This is a genomic window from Peteryoungia aggregata LMG 23059, from assembly GCF_030814435.1.
Lineage (GTDB): Bacteria > Pseudomonadota > Alphaproteobacteria > Rhizobiales > Rhizobiaceae > Allorhizobium > Allorhizobium aggregatum.
In genome coordinates this window covers 240,472-266,501 of record NZ_JAUSUW010000001.1, presented here as the reverse complement: position 1 = coordinate 266,501, position 26,030 = coordinate 240,472, and the positions used below count along the sequence as shown (strand labels likewise).

Annotated in this window: 23 protein-coding genes and 1 pseudogene; 10 read left to right on the top strand and 14 right to left on the bottom strand. The window is 62.4% G+C overall.

Annotation, left to right across the window (positions count from 1 at the left end):
* Positions 1–14: 14 nt before the first annotated feature.
* The 4 genes from J2045_RS01240 to J2045_RS01225 are packed head-to-tail and all read right to left on the bottom strand — an operon-like array spanning position 15 to position 3,910.
* Entirely contained in the window at positions 15–1,049 is a 1,035-nt protein-coding gene (locus tag J2045_RS01240) for an extracellular solute-binding protein (RefSeq protein ID WP_102018521.1), read from the bottom strand.
* A gap of 32 nt (positions 1,050–1,081) precedes the next feature.
* Entirely contained in the window at positions 1,082–1,891 is an 810-nt protein-coding gene (locus tag J2045_RS01235) for an ABC transporter permease (RefSeq protein ID WP_307368326.1), read from the bottom strand.
* Positions 1,884–2,798 (bottom strand): ABC transporter permease, encoded by a 915-nt coding sequence (locus J2045_RS01230; RefSeq protein ID WP_102018921.1) that lies wholly within the window; start codon positions 2,796–2,798, stop codon positions 1,884–1,886. Before J2045_RS01230 ends, J2045_RS01235 begins: the two co-directional genes overlap by 8 nt.
* A gap of 11 nt (positions 2,799–2,809) precedes the next feature.
* The gene (locus J2045_RS01225; protein WP_307368324.1) at positions 2,810–3,910 is read right to left on the bottom strand and encodes an ABC transporter ATP-binding protein; all 1,101 of its coding nucleotides are present in this window, start codon (positions 3,908–3,910) and stop codon (positions 2,810–2,812) included.
* Positions 3,911–4,345: 435 nt separating this feature from the next.
* Between J2045_RS01225 and J2045_RS01220 the strand changes: the two genes are divergently transcribed.
* Together J2045_RS01220 and J2045_RS01215 are read left to right on the top strand one after the other, a co-directional pair.
* Positions 4,346–5,785, top strand: coding sequence for an amidase (locus J2045_RS01220; protein WP_307368322.1), 1,440 nt, complete (start codon positions 4,346–4,348; stop codon positions 5,783–5,785).
* 119 nt (positions 5,786–5,904) lie between these two features.
* A complete protein-coding gene (locus J2045_RS01215) occupies positions 5,905–6,957 on the top strand; it encodes a dipeptidase (RefSeq protein WP_307368320.1) in 1,053 nt (350 codons plus the stop codon).
* An 18-nt stretch (positions 6,958–6,975) separates the two neighbouring features.
* On the opposite strand, the gene J2045_RS01210 is transcribed toward J2045_RS01215, so the two are convergent.
* The 4 genes from J2045_RS01210 to J2045_RS01195 form a co-directional block, all read right to left on the bottom strand.
* Entirely contained in the window at positions 6,976–8,169 is a 1,194-nt protein-coding gene (locus J2045_RS01210; protein WP_307368318.1) for an alpha-D-ribose 1-methylphosphonate 5-triphosphate diphosphatase, read from the bottom strand.
* Positions 8,170–8,250: 81 nt separating this feature from the next.
* Positions 8,251–9,426 carry an acetate/propionate family kinase gene (locus J2045_RS01205; protein WP_307368315.1) on the bottom strand — a complete coding sequence of 392 codons (1,176 nt, stop codon included), beginning with the start codon at positions 9,424–9,426 and terminating at the stop codon, positions 8,251–8,253.
* Positions 9,423–10,787 (bottom strand): bifunctional enoyl-CoA hydratase/phosphate acetyltransferase, encoded by a 1,365-nt coding sequence (locus J2045_RS01200; RefSeq protein WP_307368312.1) that lies wholly within the window; start codon positions 10,785–10,787, stop codon positions 9,423–9,425. The genes J2045_RS01205 and J2045_RS01200 overlap by 4 nt, the downstream gene beginning before the upstream one ends.
* Before the next feature lie 401 nt (positions 10,788–11,188).
* Positions 11,189–12,187 carry a P1 family peptidase gene (locus J2045_RS01195; protein ID WP_307368309.1) on the bottom strand — a complete coding sequence of 333 codons (999 nt, stop codon included), beginning with the start codon at positions 12,185–12,187 and terminating at the stop codon, positions 11,189–11,191.
* A gap of 439 nt (positions 12,188–12,626) precedes the next feature.
* Between J2045_RS01195 and J2045_RS01190 the strand changes: the two genes are divergently transcribed.
* Positions 12,627–13,328 carry a phosphatase PAP2 family protein gene (locus J2045_RS01190; RefSeq protein ID WP_307368306.1) on the top strand — a complete coding sequence of 234 codons (702 nt, stop codon included), beginning with the start codon at positions 12,627–12,629 and terminating at the stop codon, positions 13,326–13,328.
* 21 nt (positions 13,329–13,349) lie between these two features.
* On the opposite strand, the gene J2045_RS01185 is transcribed toward J2045_RS01190, so the two are convergent.
* The 3 genes from J2045_RS01185 to J2045_RS01175 form a co-directional block, all read right to left on the bottom strand.
* Positions 13,350–14,207 carry an ABC transporter permease gene (locus J2045_RS01185; protein ID WP_307369221.1) on the bottom strand — a complete coding sequence of 286 codons (858 nt, stop codon included), beginning with the start codon at positions 14,205–14,207 and terminating at the stop codon, positions 13,350–13,352.
* 61 nt (positions 14,208–14,268) lie between these two features.
* Positions 14,269–15,279 carry an ABC transporter permease gene (locus J2045_RS01180; RefSeq protein ID WP_307368303.1) on the bottom strand — a complete coding sequence of 337 codons (1,011 nt, stop codon included), beginning with the start codon at positions 15,277–15,279 and terminating at the stop codon, positions 14,269–14,271.
* A gap of 75 nt (positions 15,280–15,354) precedes the next feature.
* On the bottom strand, positions 15,355–17,061 hold the full coding sequence (locus J2045_RS01175) for a peptide ABC transporter substrate-binding protein (RefSeq protein ID WP_307368300.1): 1,707 nt from the start codon (positions 17,059–17,061) through the stop codon (positions 15,355–15,357).
* Between the two features lie 323 nt (positions 17,062–17,384).
* Here J2045_RS01175 and J2045_RS01170 point away from each other — a divergent pair, with 323 nt between their 5' ends.
* Together J2045_RS01170 and J2045_RS01165 are read left to right on the top strand one after the other, a co-directional pair.
* Complete coding sequence (locus tag J2045_RS01170) at positions 17,385–18,548, top strand: M20 aminoacylase family protein (RefSeq protein WP_307368297.1); 1,164 nt, start codon at positions 17,385–17,387, stop codon at positions 18,546–18,548.
* Positions 18,549–18,592: 44 nt separating this feature from the next.
* Complete coding sequence (locus J2045_RS01165; protein WP_307368293.1) at positions 18,593–20,428, top strand: ABC transporter ATP-binding protein; 1,836 nt, start codon at positions 18,593–18,595, stop codon at positions 20,426–20,428.
* 48 nt (positions 20,429–20,476) lie between these two features.
* Here J2045_RS01165 and J2045_RS01160 read toward each other — a convergent pair whose 3' ends face one another.
* Positions 20,477–20,965, bottom strand: coding sequence for a hypothetical protein (locus J2045_RS01160; protein ID WP_307368290.1), 489 nt, complete (start codon positions 20,963–20,965; stop codon positions 20,477–20,479).
* 160 nt (positions 20,966–21,125) lie between these two features.
* On the opposite strand from J2045_RS01160, the gene J2045_RS01155 reads away from it, so the two are divergent.
* On the top strand, positions 21,126–21,914 hold the full coding sequence (locus tag J2045_RS01155; protein WP_307368287.1) for a carbon-nitrogen hydrolase family protein: 789 nt from the start codon (positions 21,126–21,128) through the stop codon (positions 21,912–21,914).
* A 63-nt stretch (positions 21,915–21,977) separates the two neighbouring features.
* The gene (locus tag J2045_RS01150) at positions 21,978–22,700 is read left to right on the top strand and encodes a sulfate transporter family protein (protein ID WP_307368284.1); all 723 of its coding nucleotides are present in this window, start codon (positions 21,978–21,980) and stop codon (positions 22,698–22,700) included.
* Here the strand turns inward: J2045_RS01150 and J2045_RS01145 are convergent.
* A pseudogene (locus tag J2045_RS01145) lies at positions 22,683–23,108 on the bottom strand (VOC family protein). The gene J2045_RS01150 and the pseudogene J2045_RS01145 overlap by 18 nt on opposite strands.
* 85 nt (positions 23,109–23,193) lie before the next feature.
* On the opposite strand from J2045_RS01145, the gene J2045_RS01140 reads away from it, so the two are divergent.
* Positions 23,194–23,769 (top strand): TetR/AcrR family transcriptional regulator, encoded by a 576-nt coding sequence (locus J2045_RS01140; protein ID WP_307368282.1) that lies wholly within the window; start codon positions 23,194–23,196, stop codon positions 23,767–23,769.
* Here J2045_RS01140 and nth read toward each other — a convergent pair.
* The gene (gene nth, locus J2045_RS01135) at positions 23,756–24,538 is read right to left on the bottom strand and encodes an endonuclease III (protein WP_307368280.1); all 783 of its coding nucleotides are present in this window, start codon (positions 24,536–24,538) and stop codon (positions 23,756–23,758) included. The genes J2045_RS01140 and nth overlap by 14 nt on opposite strands.
* Positions 24,539–24,560: 22 nt before the next feature.
* Between nth and J2045_RS01130 the strand changes: the two genes are divergently transcribed.
* Complete coding sequence (locus J2045_RS01130) at positions 24,561–25,058, top strand: DUF2244 domain-containing protein (protein ID WP_307368277.1); 498 nt, start codon at positions 24,561–24,563, stop codon at positions 25,056–25,058.
* Between the two features lie 80 nt (positions 25,059–25,138).
* Positions 25,139–26,023: a methylated-DNA--[protein]-cysteine S-methyltransferase gene (locus J2045_RS01125; protein ID WP_307368274.1), complete on the top strand. Its 885-nt coding sequence runs from the start codon at positions 25,139–25,141 to the stop codon at positions 26,021–26,023.
* Positions 26,024–26,030 lie beyond the last annotated feature (7 nt).

The window sequence follows — 26,030 nt, the reverse complement described above, 5'->3', positions numbered from 1 at the left end:
GTTTTGGGTCGAGGTTACTTCTGAACTTCGGTCCAGATCCGGGTGTAGAGCTGCTGCACGTCAGGTTCGCAGCTCAGCAGGAACTCGCCGGCACTCTCCAGTTCTGCGGGGATCACCAGTTCCGGCGCGCCCTGCATCTCCTTGTCCATGAACGCTTCCGAACCCTTGATGCCGTTGGCATACTTGGCGAAGTTCGACAGCATGGCCGCATTTTCCGGGGCCATGATGAAGTTCATGAAGGCCTTGGCGTTGTCGACGTTCTTGGCATCCTTGAGGATGACGACGCTGTCCATGAAGACAGGATAGCCTTCCTTCGGATAGCCGAACTTGACCTCGGGGTTCTGCAGGCGCGAGCGCATGATGGCGCCGTTCCAGTAGTAGACGCCCGCGTAGTCGCCGGTCGGCAGCTTGTCGGTGACGCTATAGTCCATGGCGAGCCACTTCGCCTTGGCTTCGACCAGCTTGTCGCGGACCTTCATCAGCACTTCCTTGTCGGTCGTGCACCAGGCGCCGCCAAAATACTTGATGGTGGCGAAGAGAACGTCGTTCATTTCCGGCGTGACGTTCAGCTTGCCGACCAGTTCTTCCGGCGGATCGAGGAAGATGGCCGAGGTGTTGATGTCACCCTTGTAGAATTTGGTGTTGACGCCGATGCCGGTCACGCCCCACTGCCACGGAACCGAGTAGCGGCGGCCCGGATCCCATTCGACATCCGCCCAGCGCGGGTCGACATTCTTGAAGTTTTCCATCTGGTCGGGGCGGGCTTCGAGCAGCAGACCTTCGTTGATCCAGATCGGCATGTAGTTGGCCGAGGGCACGACGATGTCGAAGCCATGGCCGCCAGCGCGGACCTTGGCGAGTGCGGTGTCGTTGGAGTCATAGTCGGTGATCGTCACTTTGACGTCGAACTGTTCCTCGAACTTCTTGATCAGTTCGGGGCTGGTATAGTCACCCCAGTTGTAGATGTTGAGCTCGCCAGCGGCCGAGGCCGCGCCTGCGAAACCCAGCACCGAGATGGCGGCAATCGCCGTGGTCGTCATCCATTTCATTGTCATTCTCCGTTCCTCTCTTTTGGTTGTCGTTATGCTTGCGGCTTGCGCCGGTTGATGAAGAAGAAGATCACGATCAGCACCGTCGAGGCGGCGAGGAAGATCGTCGCGATCGCGTTGATCTCCGGCGTCGTCTCGCGACGGATCTGGCCGAGCATGTAGGTGGGCAGGGTGTCCTGTCCGCCGGATTTCACGAATTCGGTGATGACGACGTCATCGAGCGAGATGACGAAGGCGAGCATGAAGCCGGCGATGATGGCCGGGCGCAGCAAGGGAAACGTCACGAAGCGGAAAGCCTGCCACGGGGTTGCATAGAGGTCGGCCGCCGCTCGTTCGAGCGTGAGGTCCATGCTTTCCAGCCGTGCCCGGATGGGCAGATAGGCGAAGGGAATGCAAAAGGCCGTATGCGCCATGATCAGATAGCCGAGGCCGGAATAGCCGGTCCAGACCTTGATGCGCGAGAAGACGATCAGGAGCGCCACCGCCGTGACGATTTCCGGGATCATCAGCGGCTGGTTGATGACAGCATACTTCGCCGTCAGACCGCGATAGGGTTCGGTGCGGGTCGTGGCCAACGCCGCCATGGTGGCGGCGATCGTTGCCAGCCCCGCCGCCCAGAGGGCGATAATGACCGAACGCAGGGCCGCCTCCTGGGCCGTACCATTCTCCAGGGCGGACGCGAACCAGCGCAGCGAGAAACCGCCCCAGCTCGAGAGCGAGTCATTGGCGTTGAAGGAATAGGCGACGAGGGTCGCAATCGGCAAATAGAGCGCGAAGAAGGTGAAGAGCGCGATCAGGCCGAAGCCCGGTTGCGAGCGGATGTCGAAGCGACGTTCAGCCATGACGCACCCCCGACTTTGCGGCGTTGCGGACATAGAAGAGCAGTGCGATCATGACGAGGGCCATCAGCGTGATCGACATTGCCGCCCCCAGCGGCCAGTTGCGACCAGAGCCGAACTGCAGTTCGATCAGGTTGCCCAGCATCAGGTTCTTACCGCCGCCCAGTACGCGTGGAATGACATAGGCGCCGAGCGAGGGGATGAAGACGAGAATGGAGCCGGCGATCAGGCCGGGCTTCACCAGCGGAATGACGATGCGCCAGAGCACCTGCAGGCGGTTGGCGTAGAGGTCGTAGCCGGCCTCGACGAGACGGAAATCGAGCTTCTCGATTGATGCGTAAAGCGGCAGCACCATCAGCGGCAGGTAGACATAGGTCATGCCGAGCAGTGTGGCGGTGTCGGTATAGATGATCTGCAGGGGGGTATCGATGATGCCGAGCCAGATCAGCAGGTTGTTGAGGATGCCTTCGTTGCGGATCACCTGCTGCATGGCGAAGGTGCGGATCAGCAGGTTGGTCCAGAAGGGGATGGTGATCAGGAAGACCCAGATCTCGCGGGTCCGAGCTGGCCGGGTCGCGATGAAGTAGGCGGTCGGGAAACCCAGGATCAGGGTGAAGAGGGTTGTATAGAGCGAGAGCTTGATGGACCGCCAGAAGATCGCCAGATGCGCGTCGGCGATGCCCAGGGTGTCATCGAAGATATCGCGCTGCATGAAGACCGAGGTCCAGCCTTCGAGCGAGAAGACGCCGAACTTGACGTCGCCATAGTCGCCCTTCTCCAGGAAGGAATAGAGCACCATGACGAAGAGCGGACCAAGTGCTGCGACGAAGATGATCGCAAGGGCCGGGAGGCTGAGCAACCAACGGTTTTTGACATCGCGCGATCTGGCAGTTTCGGGGGCCGTTTTCATCGCGCTCATGGTCAATCCCTCAGGATCTGCGCGACATCGTCGCTGACGAGGATGCCGACGCCCTGGCCTTCCGTCACCCCACAGCTGCCACTGCGGCTGTTCTGCTGGCGGACGGTGAACAGCGAGCCGCCGTCAAGGCGGACGTTGATGTTCGTGTCTGTGCCGAGATAGACGACGCTTTCTACGGTGCCCTTCAGTGTTGCCGCATCCGTCGGTTCGACGACCTCTGCATGCTCCGGACGGATCACGATGGTGACCTTGCCGGATGGCGTGGTGTTGTCCGGGAAGGTCGCAGGGATCTCGCGGCCCGAACGTAGCCGGACGCTCGCCCGGTCACCCGTGACGGAGGCCACCTCGACCTCAAGGAAGTTGGTCTCGCCGATGAAGTCGGCGACGAAGCGCTCGGCCGGGCGATCATAGATATCCCAGGGGGAGCCGACCTGGCGGAGGCTTCCCGTCGACATGACCGCAATGCGGTCCGACATGGTCAGCGCCTCTTCCTGGTCGTGGGTGACGAAGATGAAGGTGATGCCGGTTTCGGCCTGCACGCGCTTCAGCTCGATCTGCATTTCCTTGCGCAGCTTGTAATCGAGCGCCGACAGCGGCTCGTCGAGCAGCAGGACCTTTGGCTTAGGCGCGAGTGCTCGGGCCAGTGCCACGCGCTGTTGCTGGCCGCCGGAGATCTGGCTCACCTGGCGGTCGCGCATCTTGGTCATGTGCACGAGTTCCAGCATCTCGGCGACGCGCGCTTCGATCTCCGCCTTCGGCTTGCCGAGCATCTTCAGGCCGAAGCCGATGTTGTCGGCGACCGACATATGCGGGAAGAGCGCGTAGGACTGGAAAACGGTGTTGACCGGTCGCCTGAAGGGCGGGAGCGGTGCGATGTCTTCGCCGTGCAGCAGGATTTCGCCCGTGGTGGGGAAATCGAAGCCTGCGATCAGGCGCAGAAGCGTGGTCTTGCCGCAGCCGGATGGCCCCAGCAGCGTGAAGAACTCGTTTTCCTTGATCTTGAGAAAGATCCCGTCGAGTGCTGTGACCTTGTCGGGTCCGGTTCCATAAACGCGGCTGACGCCGCGGATTTCGATGGCTGCCTTGTCTGATGCGGAACTCAAGCCGTGCCCCCTGGCGTTCGGGTTATGCGCGAAGTTCTTCGTTCGACCCCTTGTGCGGCAGAACCTGCCGTATCAGGGGTGGCGCAAGTGGTGTCACGCAATTGACGTGCCAGCTTTTCGGCATGCTGAGCTCTCCCCTTGCGGCAGAGCCTGCAATATGACCCCGGAACAGGGAAACTGCCGGCTTTTGCCTTGGTTCGCCGAAGTTCCCGTGTATCGGACGTGCGGTTCGACGAGGCCCGCATCATCCTCTTTTGTGGCATGTTGCCTCTAATTTGGTCGTTTGACCATTTTTATTTTTGGCGCTTTCAAAGTTTTCCGGATGTGCATGGCAGGCCTGCATGAAGCGCTTGGCCGGGCGCTTGACAGCCTTGTGTCGTGAAGCCCATCGTCTCAATCTGCCTGACCAGAGCGTCCATTCAAACGGAGCCACCCGTGTCCGACCTCACCTGCTTGTCCCTCTCCCAACTCATCAAGGCTATCCGCGAAGGGCGCCTGACGGCAGAGGAGGTCATGGCGGGTTATCTCGACAGGATCGACCGTTTCAACCCGGAGATCAATGCCCTTGTCAGCCTGCGATCGCGCGAGGCCCTGCTCGCCGAAGCGCGGGCAAAGGACGCCGCTTGCGCTGCCGGTTCTCCGCTCGGTTCGCTGCATGGCGTGCCCATTGCCATCAAGGATCTGAGCGAGGCGAAGGGTCTTCTCTGCACCTATGGCTCGCCGCTCTTCCACGACTATGTGCCGGATTTCGATGATATCCAGGTCGAGCGCATCCGCGCCGCCGGTGCGATCATCATCGGCAAAACCAACACGCCGGAATGGGGTTTCGGCTCGCACAGCTATAATCCCGTCTTCGGGGTGACCCGCAATCCCTGGGATTTGAGCCGTTCCGCCGGTGGATCGAGCGGCGGGGCAGGGGCAGCCCTTGCCGCGCGTCTCGTGCCGGTCGCCGATGGCAGCGACATGATGGGCTCGCTGCGCAATCCCGCCGCTTTCAACAATGTCGTCGGCTTCCGCCCGAGCTTCGGGCGCATCCCGACGCTTCCCGGTCGGGACGCCTATCTCAACCAGCTCGCGACGCTTGGGCCGATGGGGCGATCCGTCGAGGATGTCGTGGCGCTTCTTAACGTGCAGTCCGGTTTCGACCCTCGCGACCCGTCCTCATTCGAAAGCGGGCCGATCAGCCTCACCCCAGAGATCGCGGGTAAGGGGTGTCGCATCGGCTGGCTTGGTGATTTTGGTGGTCATCTGCCCTTTGAAGCGGGCGTGCTCGAACTGAACGAGAAGGCGCTCGGTGTCTTCCAACGGCTCGGCTTCGCCGTCGAGCCCGTGCGCGTCGACTTCGACATGGAACGCCTCTGGTGGGCCTGGACGACATTGCGCAGCTATTTCACCGCCGGCAGCATGCGGGACTTCTACGAAGACCCCGGCCGCCGAGGGTCGCTGAAGCCGGAGATCCTCTATGAGGTTCGTTCCGGGTTGCGCGTCCAGGCGGCAGACGTTTACGAGGCTTCGGCGATCCGCACGGCCTGGTATCAGGCCTTGGCCAAGATTTTCGAGACCTACGACTACCTGATCGCGCCTGCGGCCCAGGTCTTCCCCTTCGATGCCGACATTCCCTGGCCACGCGAGATCGCGGGCAAGCACATGGATACCTATCACCGCTGGATGGAGGTGGTGATTGGCCCCAGCATGGCAGGGCTGCCGGTAGCGGCTCTGCCTGCCGGCTTTTCGACGACGGGCCTGCCCAACGGCTTCCAGCTGATCGGGAAGCCGCGTGCTGATCAGGCGGTGTTATCCGCTGCGGCGGCCTACGAGGCAGCGACCGACTGGCTTGCGCGCATGCCGTCCCTTGCTCAGGACAGCGCGGGATAAATCGTTCCGTGACTTGAAGCGCGACATGATTTGGTCCAACGATTCCGCAACAGTCGCGGTGTTCCGCCTTTCTCCTCGTCCGGGCTCACGGTCCGGATGTCACGTCTGGATCTCAATTCATGAACCTAGTCTTCGACGGCCACAACGATGTCCTCCTGCGTCTCTGGCGCAGCCGCAACGAGGGCCGCAATCCCGTGGCCGAATTCCGCAACGGCACCAGCGCCGGGCACATCGATGCGCCGCGTGCGAAAAAGGGTGGGCTCGCCGGCGGTCTCTGCGCGATCTACATCCCGTCGCCGCATGACTTCTCCCTGCGCGAGCCGGATGCCAACGGGCATTACTCCACGCCGCTCGATCCGCCGCTGGAGCGCATGTCCTCGCTCGACATCGCGCTGCAGATGGCGGCGATTGCCCATCGCCTGGACCAGGACGGGAGCTGGAGGCTCTGCCGGACGACCGCCGAGATCCGCCAGGCCATGTCGGACGGCGTCTTTGCGGCCGTGATGCATATGGAAGGCTGCGAGGCGATCGATGCGGATCTCGAAACGCTGGAGGTGTTTTATGCCGCAGGTCTGCGCTCGCTCGGGCCGGTCTGGAGCCGCAACAACATCTTCGGCCATGGCGTGCCCTTCGCCTATCCGAGCTCGCCCGATACCGGGCCCGGCCTGACGAAAGCCGGCGAAGAGCTGATCCGGGCCTGCAACCGGCTGGGCATCCTGATCGACCTCGCCCATATCACCGAAAAGGGCTTCTGGGATGTGGAGCGCCTGAGCGACCAGCCGCTGATCGCCAGCCATTCCAACGTGCATGCGCTGACGCCCGTTGCCCGCAACCTGACGGACCGTCAGATGGATGCGATCAAGGCAAGCCACGGTCTCGTCGGCCTCAACTATGCCGTCACCATGCTGAGGCCGGATGGGCGCGACGATGCAGAGACCTCGATCTCCACCATGATCAGCCATATCGATTATCTCGTCGGTCGCATGGGCATCGACTGCGTGGCGCTCGGCTCGGATTTCGACGGTGCGACGATCCCCAATGTCATCGGCGACGCTGCCGGCAACCAGCGGCTCATCACCGGGCTCAAGGAACGCGGATACGGTTCTTCCGATCTCGACAAGATCTGCCGGGAAAACTGGCTGCGGGTGCTGGCGTCTGCCTGGCATGAGTGAGCCAGGCTGTCTTGAGCGTCAGGCGACGCGGTGGCCGGAGCGCCAGGCGGATTTGACGAAGGGATGACCGTCCTGGAGGTCGACGCGGATCAGATCGGCCTTGAGGCCGTTCTTGATGGCGCCGCGGTCAGGCAGATTGCCGGCAAGCGCCGGTGTGCGGGTGACCATAGCGACCGCACTTGGCAGGTCGTAGTCGAGGCCCGGATCGGCCGCGATCATGAAGGCGGCGTCGAGCATCGAGCGCGGCACGTAGTCAGAAGCCAGGATATCGACGAGCCGTGCGGCGAGCAGATCACGCACGGCAATGTTGCCGGATTGCGAGCCACCGCGAACGAGGTTCGGTGCGCCGGCGACGATGTGCATGCCCGCCGCGCGGGCTGCTTCCGCCGCCTCCATCGAACAGGGGAATTCCGAGATCGACACGCCCTCCGCCACGCCTTCCTCGATGTGGGCGATATCGGTGTCGTCGTGGCTCATCAGCGGCATGGACCGCGCGCGGGCAAGGGCGACGATGTCAGGCCGGGTCGTCGCGGCGATATGGCTCTTTTCGGCCACCAGCACCTTGATCTTCTCGCGCACCAGTTCGGGGCTCTCGCCGGTCGATTTGCAGGCCCTTGCGACATAGGCCTCGATGTCGCGGCTCTGGCGGATGCCGGGCAGGTGCTCCATGACCGAGATCACGCGGACGATCTCGCGGTCGATGTTCTCGACCGTCAGTTGCGGCGTCACCGGGTCTGTCAGTTCGCAGCGCAGGTGGACGAGATGTTCGGCCCGCAGCATGCCTGAGTTTTGCGCCTGCTCCAGCGCCTCGATCATCGGTTTCAGGATCTCGGCACGCTCCGGATTGTCGGTGGTTGCCCCGACGCAAAGGCTGTCAAAAACGGTCGTCACGCCGCCGCCGATGATCTGGGCATCGTGGGCCAAGGCGGCGCGCATGAAGTCCCAGCGCACATGGGCGCGGGGATAGAGGTGCTTTTCGAAATGGTCGGTATGGATGTCGACAAGGCCGGGCAGGAGATAGTCGCCGGCAAAATCAAGCGCATCCTGATGGCGTGATGGTCCTTCGTGGATCTCGACGATCTCACCGTTCTGAACCACAACCGAGCCATGCAGCACATGGTCCGGCGTCACGACGCGGGCGTTGGAGAGGATCAGAACCTCACCGCGCGCTGCTTCATGGACGTCACCCGTCGTATCCGTCTGTCGCAGCATGTCCGAGCCTCCATCCGCTTTCAATCGAAGCGTCTCTAGGCGCGTTTCATGACGCTTTGGTGTCAGCGGCGGCGGATCTTCTCAGCCGAGAAGTCTCAGGCAGTCGTCGGCGATCACCTGTTCCTCGTCGGTCGCGATCACGCGGACCTTCACCCGACTTTCCTCGCGTGAGATGACGCCTTCGTTGCGGTCGTTCGCCTCGCCGTCCAGCAGCAGACCGAGAAAACGCAGGCGCTCGATGACCGAGCGGCGGATTGCCGGCTGGTTCTCTCCGATGCCGGCGGTGAAGACCAGCGTGTCCAAGCCGCCAAGCGAAGCGGAGAGCCGTGCCACTTCGCCTGCGATGCGAAAGGTGAAGACATCGAGCGCCTCGCAGGCCTCCTTAATCGGAGTCTCCAGCAGCACCCGGCTGTCGGCGCTGATGCCGGATAGACCGAGCAGGCCAGACTGCTTGTAGATCATGTCCTCGACTTGCCTGATGCTCAGTCCATGGGCCTCGATCAGGTGGAACAACACACCGGGGTCGATGGCGCCGGAGCGGGTCGCCATGGGCACGCCGTCGATGGTGGAAAAGCCCATGGAGGTATCGCGGCTGATCCCGTGGTTCAGCGCGCAGAGGCTGGCACCGGAGCCGAGATGGGCGACGACGGCGCGGCCGCCAGCCGTTTCCGGTTCGAGCCTCTTCAGGGTACCGGCGACATAGGCATAGGACAGGCCGTGAAAGCCGTAGCGCTTGACGCCCTTGTCGAACCACGCACGCGGGATGGCGAAGCGGCGCACGACATCGGATTGCGTGCGGTGAAAGGCGGTGTCGAAAGAGGCCGTCTGGGCAATGCCCGGTTTCAGCTCGGCTATGGCACGGATCAGGCGCAGGTTCTGCGGCTGGTGCAGCGGGGCGAGCGTCACCAGGCTATTGATGCCGGAAAGACTGGCCCCATCAATGCGGACGGCATCGCTGAACAGATCACCGCCATGCACGACACGGTGGCCAACGGCCGAAACGGCGTCGAGATCGTAGTGCTCGGAGAGCCAGTCGAAGACCTCTTCCAGCACGTCGTGCAGCAGGTCATCGGTCTTCGCCACCAGGGGCACGTCGAAGACGGCGGGGCCTTCGACCAGATGGAATGTCAGCGGCTCGGCGCGGAAGTCGATGACGCCCTTGCCGATGCGTCTGGCGCCTGCTTGTTCGCGGGCGAAAATGCCGATCTTCACCGTGGACGAACCGGCATTGAAGGTCAGCAGCAGTTTGTGGCTCATGCTTTCCCACCAAGGGCTGCCGCGCGCTTGGCGGCGACCAGCTTTGCCAGCGCGGCGGACGCGATGCGGACGCGCAGGCTGTCGGAGCGGCTCGTCAGGATGATCGGCACACGCGCGCCGAGCACCAGTCCGGCGGCATCGGCATTGGCGAAATAGAGGAGCTGTTTTGCCAGCATGTTGCCGGCTTCGAGATCCGGCACCAGCAGGATGTCGGCGTCGCCGGCAACCGGCGAAATGATGCCCTTGGTGCGGGCGGCTTCCATGCTGATCGCATTGTCGAAGGCAAGGGGACCGTCAACCTTGGCCCCCTTGATCTGGCCACGGGCGGCCATGACGGTCAAGGCTGCGGCCTCCAGTGTCGCCGGCATCTTGTCGTTGACCGTCTCGACGGCGGCGAGCACGGCGACCTTGGGCTCGGCCACCTCAAGCATATGCATGAGATCCACCGCGTTCTGGCAGATGTCGCGTTTATGCTCCAGCGTCGGCGCGATGTTGATTGCCGCATCCGTGACGATCAGGAGTTTGGAATAGGCTGGCACGTCCATGACATAGACATGGCTGACGCGGCGTTCTGTCTTGAGGCCTGAACCGCTGCCGACGACGGCGCCGAGCAGTTCATCGGAATGCAGGCTGCCCTTCATGACAGAGCCGACCTTGCCGGCGATGGCAAGTTCGACGGCGAGCGCCGCTGCCGCATGGCTGTGTTCGGTCGATAGGATCTCGAAGCCGTCGATGGATATGCCGGCCTGTTCGGCGGCAGCGCGGATCTTCATCTCCGGGCCGATCAGGATCGGGTCGAGCAGGCCCTCATCGCGGATTTCGACGGCAGCCTCGATGGCTTCCGGCGAGCAGGGATGAACAAGGGCAGTTCGCACCATCGGCAGGCTGCGTGCCTCGGCGACAATGGCGTCGAAGCGATCGTGGCGCTGCAGCGAGACGCCGGGCGCTGCATTTTCCGACCAGCTGATGCGCTCGTTCGGCGCCCGCACGCGGGCCTTGCCGGCAAGCACGGGTTCGCCCTTCTGGTTGACGCAGCGGGTGTCGAAGATCAGCGTCCGGCCATCGCTTTCCTTGTTCATCAGAGTGACGGTCGCGGTGATCCGATCGCCGGTTGCGATGTCCTTCCAGAATTCGAGGTCCTGGCCGAGATAGATGGTGCCGGGGCCTGGCAGGCGGGTGTCGAGCACGGCCGAAATCATGCCGACCGGGATCAGCGACTGGCCGAGCGGCATCGGATTGTTGTCGCCCGAAAGCGCTGCAAACAGCTCGATGTCATCGGGGCCGATCACGCGGGTGATGCTGGCGGCATCGCCGAGCTTCAGCTCGTCGAACATGCGGTTGGTGAGGACTGGTCTTTCCATGTCGCTTTCGTCTTCCATTCTCGAACCGTCCTCCCCCGATCCGTGTCATCCTGCAGCCGGTCTGCGTCAAAGGCATGACCGAGCTTGGCGGGCAATCTCGGCGGTGGAGGGCGGGTTGTCCTTGACTTGGGTCAAGGGTGGGTTGGACGAAAGTGGGGGGCTCCGCTTCTTGGCAAGTCCTCATCTGTGTTTGCCGCGCGATACCCCCCTCTGTCGGCTACGCCGACATCTCCCCCTCAAGGGGGGAGATTGCCAGCCGGCGCTATGCTTCGTGACCAAACATCCCTTCTCCTTCGACAGCCGGAACTTAGCGGCGGTTGAAACGGTGCGGCGATCCGCTCTCCCCCCTTGTGGGGGAGATGCCCGGCAGGGCAGAGGGGGGTATCCGCAGGGAGCCGAGATCACCCCCACCTGTCACGCCAGGCCGGCAACGCATTCGCATAGGGCAGCGCCACAGCCTCGAACACCCCGCGCGCAATCGCCCGGGCCGTCACCAGCGTGGCCAGATGGCAGAGTTCCATGAGGTCGGCCTGACCGCTGCGTTCGCGTCTTCCCGTCGAGGCAGTAAACATCGTGTCGCCGTCGGAGGGCAGGTGGGCCGGAAGCACGGCGCGGGCGAGGCCATCATGGGCGGCGATCGACAGGCGGTGGAGCTCGGGTTTCGAAAGCGTGCAATCGGTGACCACGGCGCCGATGGTCGTTGCCGTCAGCCGCAGTCCCTTGATGCGCATGGCCCGATCTTCGGCGGTCACATGAGCAGGCTGGCCGAGACCACCGAATTCCTCCCCCTCCTCGAAGGGGGCGGCCCAGAAATGCGGACCGTCGCCAACCGTGACTGAACCCATGGCATTGACGGCGACGAGGGCTGCGATGGTGTGGCCTGATGAGGAGATGGCGCTTGCCGAACCGAGGCCGCCCTTGAGGTTTGCCGTGGTCGCCCCCGTTCCGGCACCGACCGTGCCGAGCGGGAAGGTGCCCTTGGCGGCATTTTGATAGGCCTCGTAACCGAGGTTGCGATAGGGGGCATGCAGACCCCAATCCTTGTCGCCGCCATTCAAGAGATCCATCAGGATCGCCTGCGGCACGATCGGTACACGCACCGAGCCAACGGCAAAGCCGCGACCGGCTGCCCTCAGGCCAGACTGCACGCCGCCTGCCGCATCCAGCCCGAAGGCCGAGCCGCCCGAGAGCACGAAGGCATCGACCTGTTGCACCGTCATCGAGGGATCAAGCAGCGTCACGTCGCGCCCACCTGGCGCGCCGCCCAGCACTGTTCCAGACGCGGTTGTCGGTTCGTCGAAGAGGATCACCGTCACGCCGGAGCCAAGCGCCAGATCTGTGGCATGGCCGACCGAGAGCCCGTCGATATCGGTCAGGAGGTTGAGGGGGCCGTGGGGCATGGGGATGTCTCCGGGTGGGTGGGCGGAGAGTGGCGGGGGTGGTGGATAAGATCAAGGTGGTTTTGGTGCGTAAGCTGGTCGGCTCAAAGCCTGTGCCGTGTGGTACCCCCCTCTGTCCTGCCGGACATCTCCCCCTCAAGGGGGGAGATTGGCGCGCGGCTATCTCCTGCTTTGTCACTTGCCCTCCTTGATGTGGCAGGGCGCAATCTCAAAGGGGAAGTCGCGGAGTGTTTCTCTGAATGTCGGTGAAAGGTTTGCCCCATCCGATCTCCCCCCTTGAGGGGGAGATGTCCGGCAGGACAGAGGGGGGGTACCAAGCGGCAGGGCCCTCAGAATTGAACAACCCCCACCCGCCCAGATTTGCCCCCTTAGACCCGGTTGACGCGCCCGCCTGCCGACGCAATGTGAAACCCCATGCCATAGATCAGGATACCGCCCCATGCAGCGTTTCAAGCACCATCTCACCCGCATCGCCTCTGCCACGGAAAGGCGTGTCTGGCTGACGGCGCTGGTCGCAGCGCTTGTCGCCTATTTCCTGTTCGAGCTGACGGGCGAGGTGCTGGAAGGGGAGACGCGGGCTTTCGATGAAGGCGTGCTTCTGATGCTGCGCGACCCCTTCGATCCCTCCCTGCCGATCGGGCCTGCCTGGCTCACCAAGATGATGGTCGATATCACGGCGCTGGGTGGCGTGACCGTGCTGACGCTGCTCGTCACGTTTGTTGTCGTCTATCTCGCGTTGCGCCGAAAATTCCGCACGGCGATCTTCGTCACCGTGTCGATCCTCGGCGGCTGGGGCTTGAGCAGCGCCATGAAGCTCGGTATCGCGAGGCCGCGCCCGGAGGTGGTCCAGCATCTCGTCGAAGTCACCGACATGAGTTTTCCGAGCGGCCACGCCATGCTGTCGGCGATCACCTATCTGACGCTCGGCGCCATGCTGTCGCGGATCGAGGAACAGCCGACGCTGCGCTATTTCTTCCCGCTGGTGGCTGTCGTGCTGACGCTGTTGATCGGTCTCAGCCGCATCTATCTCGGCGTGCATTATCTGACCGACGTTCTGGGCGGCTGGGCTGCGGGCACCGTTTGGGCCTGTGCGAGCTGGTTTGTGGCGAGGCGGGTATTGGGCAGGCCAAGTGGGCGCTGATGCGCCCACTTGATTTAAGCATCAATGCTTCAACGCCTTCGGATCGAGCGCATCGCGGATGGCGTCGCCGATATAGTTCACGCTCAAGACCGTCAGCGAGATCGCGAGCCCCGGCCAGATGACGCGGGAGGGGTTGATCTGCAGGAAGTTGGCGCCGTCGAAGAGCAGGCGGCCCCAGGTGGGGAAGTCAGGCGGGAAGCCTAACCCCAAGAAGGACAGCGCGGACTCGGTGATGATGGCGGTGGCGATGCCGAGTGTTGCCGAGACCATGATCGAGGACATGACGTTCGGCAGGATGTGCTTGCTGATGATGCGGTGTTCGCGCATGCCGCTCGATTTCGCCGCCAGGATGAATTCCTGGCTCTTGATCGCCAGCACGTCGCCGCGAACGATGCGGGCCGTGTGCATCCAGCTGGTGATGCCGATGACGAAGACGATCAGGATGAAGATGCCGGTTTCCGGTCCGAAGGCCGCACGCAGCGTGTCGCGGAAGAGCATGATGATGACAAGCAGCAGCGGCAGCAGCGGCAGCGCCAGGAACAGGTCCGTCATGCGCATCAGCGGGCCGTCGAGCTTGCGGGAATAGCCCGAGAGCACGCCGATCAGCGTTCCAACGACGAGCGAGAGCAGCATCGCGGCCATGCCGACGGCGAGCGAGATCTGCCCGCCGGCGAGCACCTGGGCCAGCATGTCCTTGCCGAGATTATCCGTGCCGAAGGGGTGTTCCCAGGAGGGGCCCTGGTTCTTGGCGCGGATGTCGATCTTGTTCGGGTCGATCGTGTGGATGAAGGGGCCGATGAAGACGGCGGCCACGATGAAGGTGAAGACGATGAGGCCGGCGACGCCGCCCTTGTGGGCGCGGAACTGGCGCCAGAGCATGGGCCAGAAGCCGCCGCTCTGGGGCCTTGTCTGCGGTGCTGTTGCGGTCACGATGGCGGCATCACTCATAGCGGATCCTCGGATCGAGTATGCCGTAGAGAACGTCGGCAATCAGGTTGAAGAGCACGATCAGGATCGCGAAGATGAAGGTCAGGGTCTGCACGAGCGGGATATCGGCGCCCTGGATTGCGGTGATCAGCAGCTGGCCGAGGCCGTTCACGCGGAAGACCTGCTCGGTGATGATCGCACCGGAGAAGATGGTGGGTACGCCGAGGGCAATCACTGTCACCACCGGGATCAGGCTGTTGCGCAGGACATGCACGAGCAGCACGACCTTTTCCCTCACGCCCTTGGCACGGGCGGTGCGGACATAATCCATGTTCAGGTTGTCGAGCATGGAGGCGCGCACGAAGCGGCTGATCTGCGAGACGTTGAACAGCGTCAGCACCAGCACGGGCAGGAACATCTGCTTCACCTGGAGGACGAAGCTGTCCCAGCTGTTGACCACCAGCGTGGTGTCATAGATCGACGGGAACCACTGCAGCCAGGAGGAGAAGACGACGATCAGCAGCACGCCGGTGAAGAAGGTCGGGACGGAATAGCCGACCATCGAGATGAAGGTGCCGATCTGGTCGAACCAGGAGTATTGGCGGTAGGCGGAGATGACGCCGATCGGGATCGCCAAGAGAACGCCGAAGAGATAGGACAGGCCGACGACCCAGAGCGTCTGCGGCAGACGCTGGACGATGAGATCGACCACGGGGCTGCGGGTCGCCCAGGACAGGACGCGCATGCGTTCGCCGGTGCCGACGGTCAGGCCGGTGATCTGTTCGAAAATGTTGAGCGGTTCATTGATGAAGAACTGCTGCAGCCATTTGAGATAGCGGATGATGAAGGGTTGATCGAGGCCCATGGCCAAGCGGATCTGCTCACGCACTTCCGGCGGGATTGTCAGCGGCAGGTCGCTCAAGGGATCGCTCGGAGCGAGATCGAGCAGGGCGAAAATAATGAAACTGATGGCCAGTAGCGTCGGGACTGCGAACAGCAGTCGCCGCACGGTGAAGGTGAACATCGGCTGGTCTCCAGACTGTCGGCAAAAATGCGAATGCCGGGCCTGCCGAAAGGGGCAGGCCCGGCACTGATGGCATTACTTAGCGCGCGACCAGTCGGCGACGTTCCACAGTTCAGAGTCCCAGGCGTTCATCTTGACGCCGAGCAGCGTGTTGTTGACAGCCGAGGGCTGGCCACGATGGATGAGCGGGATCTGGGCCACGTCATTGCTCAGCATGTCGTTGAGCTGCTTGGCGATGACGGCGCGGTCTTCAAGTTTGCCGGTGGTGCCGAGCTTCTTGACGAGGGCGTCATATTCCGGGTTGCAATAGCGGACGATGTTCTCACCCTGCCAGCCATTGGCCGGGCTCGGCAGCTTGTCGCACATCCAGCCGGCCATGTACTTCTCCGGGTCGGTGCCATCGAAGTTGTTGGTGTACATCTGGATGTCGGCATAGAACTTCTGGAAGGTGTCCGGAGAGGCCGGGTCGCCACCGAAGAAGACGGATGCCGAGATGTTGCGCAGTTCGACGGAGACGCCGATCTGGCTCCACATGTCCTTGACCAGTGCCTGGGTGCCCTGGCGAACGGAGTTGGTCGAGGTCTGGTAGAGGAAGGACAGCTTCACACCATCCTTTTCGCGGATGCCATCGGAGCCCATCTTCCAGCCGGCGTCCTCGAGCAGCTTGTTGGCGCCTTCGATGTCCTGCTTCAGGCACCAGTTGACGGCGGTCGAGACATAGATATCCGGAGCCGGCAGGATATTGCAGGTCGGCTGGCCGTTCGGGCCGTAACCGGCTTCATCGATGATTTCGCGGTCGATGGCGATCGACAGCGCGCGACGAACGGCCGGGTCGGACAGGGCCGGATGCGGGCCGGCTTCCTTCGTCGAGCGCTTGTCGCCAAGCGAGGGATCCACGCCGAAGGGGTTCAAGTCGATACGCTCGACCTGGGTGCCGAAGGCGACTTCGATCTTGCCCTTGCCGGCAGCCATCATCTGTTCGAGGATTTCCGGCTCGACCTGCATGTTCCAGGCATAGTCGAACTCGCCGGTCTCAAGAACCGAGCGGGCGGCAGAGGCAGCGTCACCACCACCCTTCAGGGTGACCGAGGCGAAGGCCGGCTTGGCGGCATCGCGGTAATTCGGGTTGGCTTCGAAGGTCACGACGTCGTTCGGCTTGAATTCCTTGACGACGAAGGGGCCGGTTCCAACAGGGCCGAAGTTGGCAGCCGTGCATTCCGGTGCCTTGAGGCCCAGGCAATCCTTGAACTGAGCGGCCTGGATGATCGGCGACTGACCACCGACAAAGGCGCTGTACGGATAGGGCTTGGCTTCGGAGAAGGAAACCTTGACCGTGGAAGCGTCGATGGCCTCGACATTGCTCACACCTTCGAAATAGGCACCCTGGGCGCAGCCGCCGTCCGGTGCCGTGCAGTATTTCCAGGTGAAGATGACGTCGTCAGCCGTCACAGCCGAGCCGTCGGACCACTTGAGGTCCGGCTTCAGCTTCCAGGTCACGCTCTTGAAGTCGGCAGAAACGCCGCCGTTCTCGACGGTCGGGATCTCGACGGCGAGCATCGGCACCAGTGCGCCTGTTTCGTCATAGCGGGCCAGCGGCTCGATGACCATCGAGGCCGCGTAGACTTCCTTGGTGCCCCCGGACAGATACGGGTTCATCGTCGAGACCGCCTGCCAGAAGATGATCTTCAGGTCGCCGTCCGTGCCGCGTTCGGCCATGGCCGGTACTGCCGTCAGCGCGAAAGCGGCAGCAGACGCCGCCAGCATCAGTTTGCGAGTGTTCATGTGCTCATTCCCCATTTATTTTTGTTTGCAGGCATGGTGTTGAACCGAATTGCCGGCCCGCGATGTGGCCAGCCCATTGGTGAAATGTCAACCACCTATCGTCTTGGTATTACAGGAAAGTTTTTCAATTCAAGGCGTCTTTCGGAGTCGCGCCATGCGTTCCCGGACGAATTGGTCTTCGTCGGGTTGGCTAAAATTTAGGCCATGTAAACACAAGCCTATTTTCCATGCAAGATGGAATTTTGCGGCTTGCCAAAGCTGCGCATCGCTGCACAGTATGCGCGAAATCCTGCGGGGAACAACGACAAAAAGAGGTTACTTTCATGCCAGTGCTCAACCGTGCCAGCGAACTTCAGCCCGAAGTCGCTGAGTGGCGCCGCCACCTGCACCAGAATCCAGAACTCCTGTTCGATGTGCATGGCACCGCAGCCTTTGTCACCGAGAAGTTGAAGGAGTTCGGCTGCGACGTGGTAAAGACGGGGATCGGCCGTACCGGTGTGGTCGGCATCATCAAGGGCAATCGCGGCGACGGACCGGTCGTCGGCTTCCGTGCGGACATGGATGCCCTGCCGATCCATGAAATGTCCGGCAAGCCCTGGGCCTCCAAGACGCCCGGCAAGATGCATGCCTGCGGCCATGACGGTCACACCGCCATGCTGCTGGGTGCCGCCAAGTATCTTGCCGAAACCCGGAATTTCCGCGGTTCAATTGCTGTGATCTTCCAGCCAGCGGAAGAAGGCGGCGGTGGTGCGCGCGAAATGGTCGCCGACGGCATGATGGAGAATTTCGGCATTAAGGAAGTGTACGGCATGCACAATCATCCGGGCATGGCGGTTGGCACCTTCGCCACGCGCAGGGGCTCGATCATGGCTGCGGCCGATCAGTTTGACATCGAGATCGAAGGCCGCAGCGGCCACGCGGCGCAACCGCATAAGAGCGTCGATCCGGTGCTGGCGGCCTCCCAGGTCGTGGTCGCGCTGCAGTCGATCGCATCACGCGAGGCTGATCCCTTGAGCTCGGTCGTCATTACGGTCACCAAGATCCATGGCGGCGATGCCTATAACGTCATTCCCGATATGGTGAAGCTCTCGGGAACCGTGCGCACGCTTCTGCCGGAGATGCGGCAGATGGCCGAGACGCGTATCGGCGAGATCGCCAGCGGCGTGGCCATGGCCATGGGCGCCAAGGCGACGCTGCGCTATCATCGCGGCTATCCCGTCACCTTCAACCATGCGTCCGAAACCGATTTCGCCATCGATATCATGCGCAAGGTTGCTGGTGATCATGCCGTCAGCGATGCCTTCCCCCCGACCATGGGCGCGGAGGATTTCTCCTACATGCTGGAATCGCGCCCCGGCTCGTTTGTCTTCATCGGCAACGGCGATACGGCGAACCTGCACAATTCGGCCTATGACTTCAACGACGAGGTCATTCCCTATGGCATCAGCTATTGGGTGACGCTCGCCGAAACGGCCCTGGCCGCCTGAACGAACAACCACATCTCGAACAGACAAAAAAAGGGGAACGGGATATGGCTGCGGTGGAACTGGGCACAGAAGCGGGCGTGACGCCGGTCTTGTCCGTGCGGGGGCTGACGACATCCTTCCGGGTCGGCACTGAGTGGCGATCGGTGGTGCGCAACATGGATCTCGACGTCGCGCCGGGCGAGACGGTGGCGATCGTCGGGGAATCGGGCTCGGGTAAGAGCGTCACCTCTCTGTCGATCATGCGGCTCCTGCCGCAGCTGACGAGCCGGATCGAAGGCAGCGTCAAGCTTGAGGGACGCGAGCTTCTGACGCTCGATGCGGAGCAGATGCGCCAGGTGCGCGGCAACCAGATCTCGATGATCTTCCAGGAGCCGATGACCTCGCTCAATCCGATCTTTCCGATCGGCAAGCAGATCGCGGAGGCCATCACCTGCCATCGCGACATCTCGTTTTCCGAGGCCAAAACGGAGGTGCTGCGGCTGCTGGATCGGGTGCGCATTCCGAATGCGAAGAACCGGTTCGACGAATATCCACACCAGTTCTCCGGCGGCATGCGCCAGCGCGTGATGATCGCCATGGCGCTGGCCTCGAAGCCGAAGCTCCTGATTGCAGACGAGCCGACGACAGCGCTCGATGTGACGATCCAGGGCCAGATCCTCGACCTGATCAAGACGCTGCAGGACGAAGAGGGCATGGCTGTTCTCTTCATTACCCACGACATGGGCGTCGTCGCCGAAGTGTCCGATCGGACCATCGTGATGTTCCGTGGCGAGGCGGTCGAGACCGGAACGACCGACGACATCTTCAATCGCGGCCAGCATCCCTATACCCGCGCGCTGCTTTCGGCCGTCCCGAAGCTGGGATCGATGGGTGGGCGCGAGCGGCCGATGCGCTTTCCGGTGATCGACATCAAGACGGGGGCGACGCTGGTGCCGGAGGCCGAAGCCGGCATTCCGGAGAAGGCCAGCCAGCCGCTGCTCGAAGTGAAGAACCTCACGACGCGCTTCGACATCCGCTCCGGCCTGTTCGGACGCAAGAGTGGCGCCGTGCATGCTGTGGAAAACGTCTCCTTCACCCTGAAGCCTGGCGAAACGCTGTCGCTAGTCGGCGAATCCGGTTGCGGCAAGTCGACCACCGGGCGCTCGATCACGCGGCTGGTGCAGCCGACGTCGGGGCAGATCAATGTCGATGGCTATGATGTGGGTCGACTGGACGAGCCGTCGCTGCGCCGCATGCGCCGCAGCATCCAGATGGTGTTCCAGGATCCCTTCGCCAGCCTTGATCCGCGCATGAGCATCGGCCAGGCGGTGATGGAGCCCTTCATCGAGCACAAGCTCGGCTCGAAGGCTGAGGCGCGCGAAAAGGCTGCCGATCTGTTGGAACGCGTCGGCCTGTCTGCCGATATGATGCCGCGTTATCCACACGAGTTTTCCGGTGGTCAGCGCCAGCGTATCGCGATTGCCCGCTCGCTCATCCTTGATCCCAAGATCATCGTGGCGGATGAGGCGGTCTCGGCACTCGATGTCTCGATCAAGGCTCAGGTCTGCAATCTGCTGCTTGATCTGCAACAGAGCTTCAATCTCGCTTATCTGTTCATCAGCCATGACATGGCGGTCGTCGAACGGGTCAGCCACCGAGTGGCGGTCATGTACCTCGGCGAGATCGTCGAGATCGGACCGCGTCAGGCCGTCTTCGACAATCCGCAGCATCCCTATACCAAGAAGCTGATGGCGGCGGTACCGGTGCCTGATCCGGCGCGGCGGAAGTTGAAGCGCAATCTGTCGACCGACGAGATCAAGAGCCCGATCCGCCCGGTGGGCTATCAGCCGCCGGTGCGGCAATATCGCGAAGTCGCCGAGGGGCATCTCGTCCAGGTGTAAGGACACGGCGGTCGGTCCGTCGCTTGCCCTGTGTCCGGCTTTCCGCCGCTATTCGGCGGGAGGCTCGCCGAAGCTCATCAGCGAAACATGGGCGCTCCACTCGTATTTCGTCGCATCGATGATCTGCGGTCGCGGATGGGCAAAGCCGTGGTAGAGCAGAGGATAGCAGCGCGTGATCGTTGCCCCGGGGGCGATGATCTGATCGTGCCGCAGATATCCGCGATAGGCGATGGTCGACTTGCCCTGCTGTCGCCCGATCAGGTCGAATGACAGACGGCTCACGGCGTTGCCGGAGCCGTTGGTGATGACTGCGGCGACAGGCAGAGCCGGATCAACACACGTCCTGCCATCGGCGGAAACGTTGACCGTGACCGCCGAGACCGCGTCAAGATGCTGGCGCGACTGGCTGTCGCTGAAGATCCAGACGATGATGCCGATCGCTGCGATCATGGCGGTGAGGGCAAGCGCCCAGGGCCTCCGCCTCAGGAAAAGCTCGATCAGCAACAGGGCCAGCGCTGCGGCGACGATCCAGATCATGACGGGGAGACGATGTCGAAAACAGGTTCCATGTCATGAAGATAAGGTCTTGACCGGGAAAGGCAACGCACCGTCGTCCTGCCTTCGAGTTGCCGCTTGCCTCGGCTAGGCATGCGGCTCTAACCTTCGTCTCCCGCCCACCAGGCAAACAGGTGTCTCCATGCTGATCTCCCTCTACCAAATGCAGCCGCTTTCCGGCGATGTCCCCGGCAATCTCGGGAAAATTGCGCAGGCCGCGATGGCGGCCGCGGAGATGGGGGCGGAACTGCTCGTGACGCCCGAACTCGGTACCAGCGGCTATGCCCTCGGCGCCCTGTTCGAGGAGGTTGCGGAGGGGCGTGACGGGTCGATCATCGGCGCGCTGACGGAGATCGCTGCGGATTGCGGACTGGCAATCTGTGCGGGCTTTCCCGAGCGCGACGGGAACCAAGTCTTCAATTCCTCGGTGCTGATACGGCCCGACGGGACCGCCGAATTCTACCGCAAGAGCCATCTCTACGGTGAGAGTGAACGGGCGGCTTTCGTGCCGGGACACGCCGCACCGCATGTCTTTGACCTCAACGGCATCAAGACCGGCATGCTGATCTGCTATGATGTGGAGTTTCCGGAAAACGTCCGCACGCTGGCGCTCGCCGGTGCCGAGCTGATCCTGGTGCCGACCGCCCTGCCGCAGGGCATCATCAGCCGCCGGATCGCAGATACCGTTGTTCCGACGCGCGCATTCGAGAACGGCGTGTTCCTCGTCTATGCCGATCTCTGTGGTAACGAAAACGAGCTCTCCTATGGCGGTCGTTCCGTGATCCTGGCGCCGGACGGTGACGAGCTGGCGCGCGCCGGGATGCGCGAAACCCTGCTGGTCGCGGAGATCAACACTGGTGCCTATGAAGACGCGAAGGCGCAGAACCCCTATCTCGCCGATCGACGCCCCGGGCTCTATCGACTGGGCTGATTCTGCGGATTGCAGCGGGCGGCTATGGCTCCTACATCAGGGCTGCCATTGAAGGAGGCCCCGATGATATTCGACGCTGCCGCGCTGTCCGCGCGCAATCTCTTCTCGCCTGAAACGCGGACGGTTTTCTGGAAGACGCTGGGTCTGACGATCCTGGTGTTGATCGGCTTGTGGCTCGGGCTTCGCGAAAGCTTCATCGCCTTCGTCATGCCCATGATCCAGGGCTTTATCCCGGACCTTCCGGATTGGGCCGGCTGGCTGACCTTCATCTTCGGGATCCTCGCCAGCATCGGGCTTGCACTCGGGCTGGCACTGCTGCTGTCGCCCGTCACGGCGATCATCGCTGGCCTTTTCCTTGATGATGTCGCCGAAGTCGTCGAAAGACGCGACTATCCCAATGACCCGCCGGGCAAGGCTATGCCGATGGCGCAAGCGATCGTCGCCTCGATCAAGTTCTTCGGTGTTGTCATTGTCGGTAATCTCTTTGCGCTGATGCTGCTCTTCATCCCCGGCGTCAACATCATCGCCTTCTTCCTGGTGAACGGCTATCTGCTCGGCCGGGAATTCTTCGAGTTTGCCGCGATGCGCTTCCGCAGCGTCGAGGACGCGAAGCTGCTAAGGTCCCGACATTCCGGCACCGTCTTCATGGCAGGTCTCGTGATCGCCCTGTTCCTGGCGGTGCCGATCGTCAACCTGCTCACCCCGCTCTTTGCCGCCGGCCTGATGGTCCATCTTCACAAGGCACTGGCCGCACGGGATGCGGCGCCATCACTGCGGCAAAGCTGAGGCCTCGTACTGCGTGGCAAATTCGGGACTCGGCGGGATCGGTTTGATCACGTCGATCAGGACACCATTCGGGTCGGCGGTGATGAAGTGCCGCTGGCCGAAATCCTCGTTTCTGATGTGAAGCAGGATTGGCAGACCGGCTTCCTTCAGCCTGTCATAGACCGTATCCACATCCTCCACTTCGAAGTTCAGCAGGATGCCAGAGGCTCGGCCCCGGTGTCCTACAGGGATTGTCTCGTGATTGCCGTCGAGAATGGCGAGGGTCACTTTCGCGTCTTCCGCCTATTGCAGATGGACATACCAATCTGCGGAAAAGAGCGCCTCGAAGCAAAAATGGCGCTGGTAGAAAGCCGTCGTCGCTGCCACGTCGTCGGTCATGATGACGGGGTAATAGCTGGTCGTCTTCATCTCTTTTCCTCCGTCGCGATTTAACATACAGTCTGCATGTATGATTTCAATTAACATACATTCTGTTTGTATGTTAAGAGGTGGCATGGCACGCAATACCAGAGAAGGCACGGAAGCAACTCGGCTGGCGCTGATTACGGCGGCACGGGCGCTCTTCATCGACAAGGGGTATGCGGAGACGGCGACGCCCGAGATCGTCGCGGCTGCCGGCGTGACGCGCGGCGCTCTCTATCATCACTTCGAGGACAAGAAGGCCTTGTTCCGGGCAGTGATCGAGCAGGAGGCGGCGACTGTGGCTGATGAGATCGACCGCGTCTCTGCGCCGGCTGTAACGCCACGCGACGCGCTGCTCTCAGGCGCTTCGGCCTATTTCGCCGCCATGGCTGAACCGGGGCGGGCGCGGCTGATGCTATTGGAGGCGCCGGCGGTGCTCGGTGTCGAGGGAACGGCCGATATCGAACGGGAGAATGCCGAGGATCGGCTTCGCCAGGGCGTTTGCGAGTATCTTGGAAATGGTGCGTCTGATGACGCTGTGCGTGCGCTGACCGGTCTGTTGTCCGCCGCCTTCGACCGGGCGGTTCTCGAGATCGAGAAGGGGGGCGACCGTGCGACCTACGAGACCGCCATCGCCCGGCTGATCGACGGGCTCATTCCTCGCTAGCGCCGATCACCTGCTGCGGCAGTTCGACCAGCGGAGCCGGTACATCCACCGTCTTTTCCGGAGATTTGCAGATGTCGGCGATCACGCAGCGCTCGCATTCGGGCTTGCGCGCCTTGCAACAGTAGCGGCCATGCAGGATCAGCCAGTGATGCGCGTGGAAGAGATATTGTTCGGGGACGATCCGCATCAGGATGTCCTCGATCTCGTCAGGCGTCTTGCCGGGGGCGAGCTTGATGCGGTTGCCGATCCTCAGGATATGCGTGTCGACGGCCATGGTCGGGATGCCGAAGGCCATGGACATCACCACATTCGCGGTCTTTCGTCCGACGCCGGGGAGCGTCACCAATTCCTCCCGGGTGCGGGGCACGACGCTGCCGAAGTCGTCGACCAGTTTCTTGGAAAGGGCGATGACGTTCTTTGCCTTGTTGCGAAAAAGCCCGATCGTCTTGATGTAGTCGCGGACCTTTTCCTCGCCGAGATCAAGCATCTTCTCCGGCGTATCGGCGACCTTGAAGAGCGCGCGCGTCGCCTTATTTACGCCCGCATCGGTCGCCTGGGCGGAGAGCGCCACGGCGACCACGAGTGTGAACGGGTTGACGTGTTCCAGCTCGCCCTTGGGCTCCGGCCTCTGGATCGAGAAGCGGCGGAATATCTCCTCCAGTTCGGCCCTGGAATAGGCCGTGCGGCGGCGTGTCGCCGGCTTGCGACGGGTCACGGGATTTGACTTTTTCAAGGTTTCGGTGCTGGATTTCGGCTTCGGATCGGTCATGCAAAATCTATAATCGGGTGCGATGATGGAAGGCAATGTCGAGCAGGCGGCGGATCAGCCGATTTTCGCAGCGGAACTGACGCCCTACCGGTCTCTGGGCCGCAAAGGGTATCGCATCCTCTTTGCCATCACCGGAACCGTATGCCTCGTGCATGCGATCTTCTTCATGGCAACGGGCGCCTGGCCGATCGGGCTGTTTTTCGGCCTCGATTTCCTGCTGCTCTACGGCGCCTTCTGGCTGAACTATCGCTCTGCCCGCGCTCGCGAAGAGGTGACGGTGTCGCGCACCGAACTCTCCATCCGCAAATTCACGCCGACCGGTCAGATGACCGAGCATCATTTCAAGACGCTCTGGGCGCGTTTCTTCGTCAATCGGCACGAGGAATTCGGCATCACCTCCATGGCGGTTGCCGGCGAGGGGCGGCAGACGGATATCGGCTCCTTCCTCAACCCTGATGATCGCGAAAGTTTCGCGGTGGCCATGACGGGTGCCCTGGCCACCGCCAAGCAGCGGATCTGATCCGTCGAATTTCTCTGCAAGAAACGGGTGGCATCCGTCGCCTCTCCGTGGTGAAGTCCAGGTCAGATGAGGATTTCACCATGACGCTCGCCCAACAGATCGACTTGTCCCGCACCACCGACATCACGCCCGATGGCACGGATTACGACACCGTGCGGCAGGTGATCGAGATGCTGACGCTCGACTACCAGCGCCAGCCGTCGCTGGAAATGATCGCGGATCGGCTTGGGCAGTCGCCGACGCAGCTTCAGAAGACGTTTACCCGCTGGGCTGGCCTTTCGCCTAAGGCCTTCCTGCAGGCCGTGACGCTCGATCATGCCAAGCGGTTGCTGGGTCGTGAAGAATTGCCGTTGCTGGAGACGTCGTTCGAGCTTGGCCTTTCCGGTCCCGGTCGCCTGCATGATCTGTTCGTCACCCATGAGGCGATGAGCCCCGGGGAATGGAAGGCCCGGGGTGCCGGGCTCAGCATCCGCTACGGCTATCACCCGTCACCCTTCGGCCAGGCGCTTGTGATGATCACCGATCGGGGACTGGCGGGTCTCGCCTTTGCCGACACGGGCGATGAGGTCGCCTGTTTCGACGATATGGCGAAGCGCTGGCCGAACGCGAATTATGTCGAGGATATCGAGGCAACCGTAGCCTATGCGGCACGCGTCTTCCACCCGGAGCGCTGGTCTGCGGAGGAACCCTTGCGTGTCGTGTTGATCGGCTCGGACTTCCAGATCCGCGTCTGGGAGAGCTTGCTTGAAATCCCGCTCGGCAAGGCCGTCACCTATTCGGACATCGCCCAAAAGATCGGCCAGCCGACCGCCAGCCGCGCGGTGGGGGCGGCCGTCGGCCGCAACCCGATCTCGTTTGTCGTGCCTTGCCATCGGGCACTTGGAAAGAGCGGTGCGCTGACCGGCTATCACTGGGGGCTGACACGCAAGCGGGCGATGCTCGGGTGGGAAGCCGGGAAGGGTTGAGGTCCGA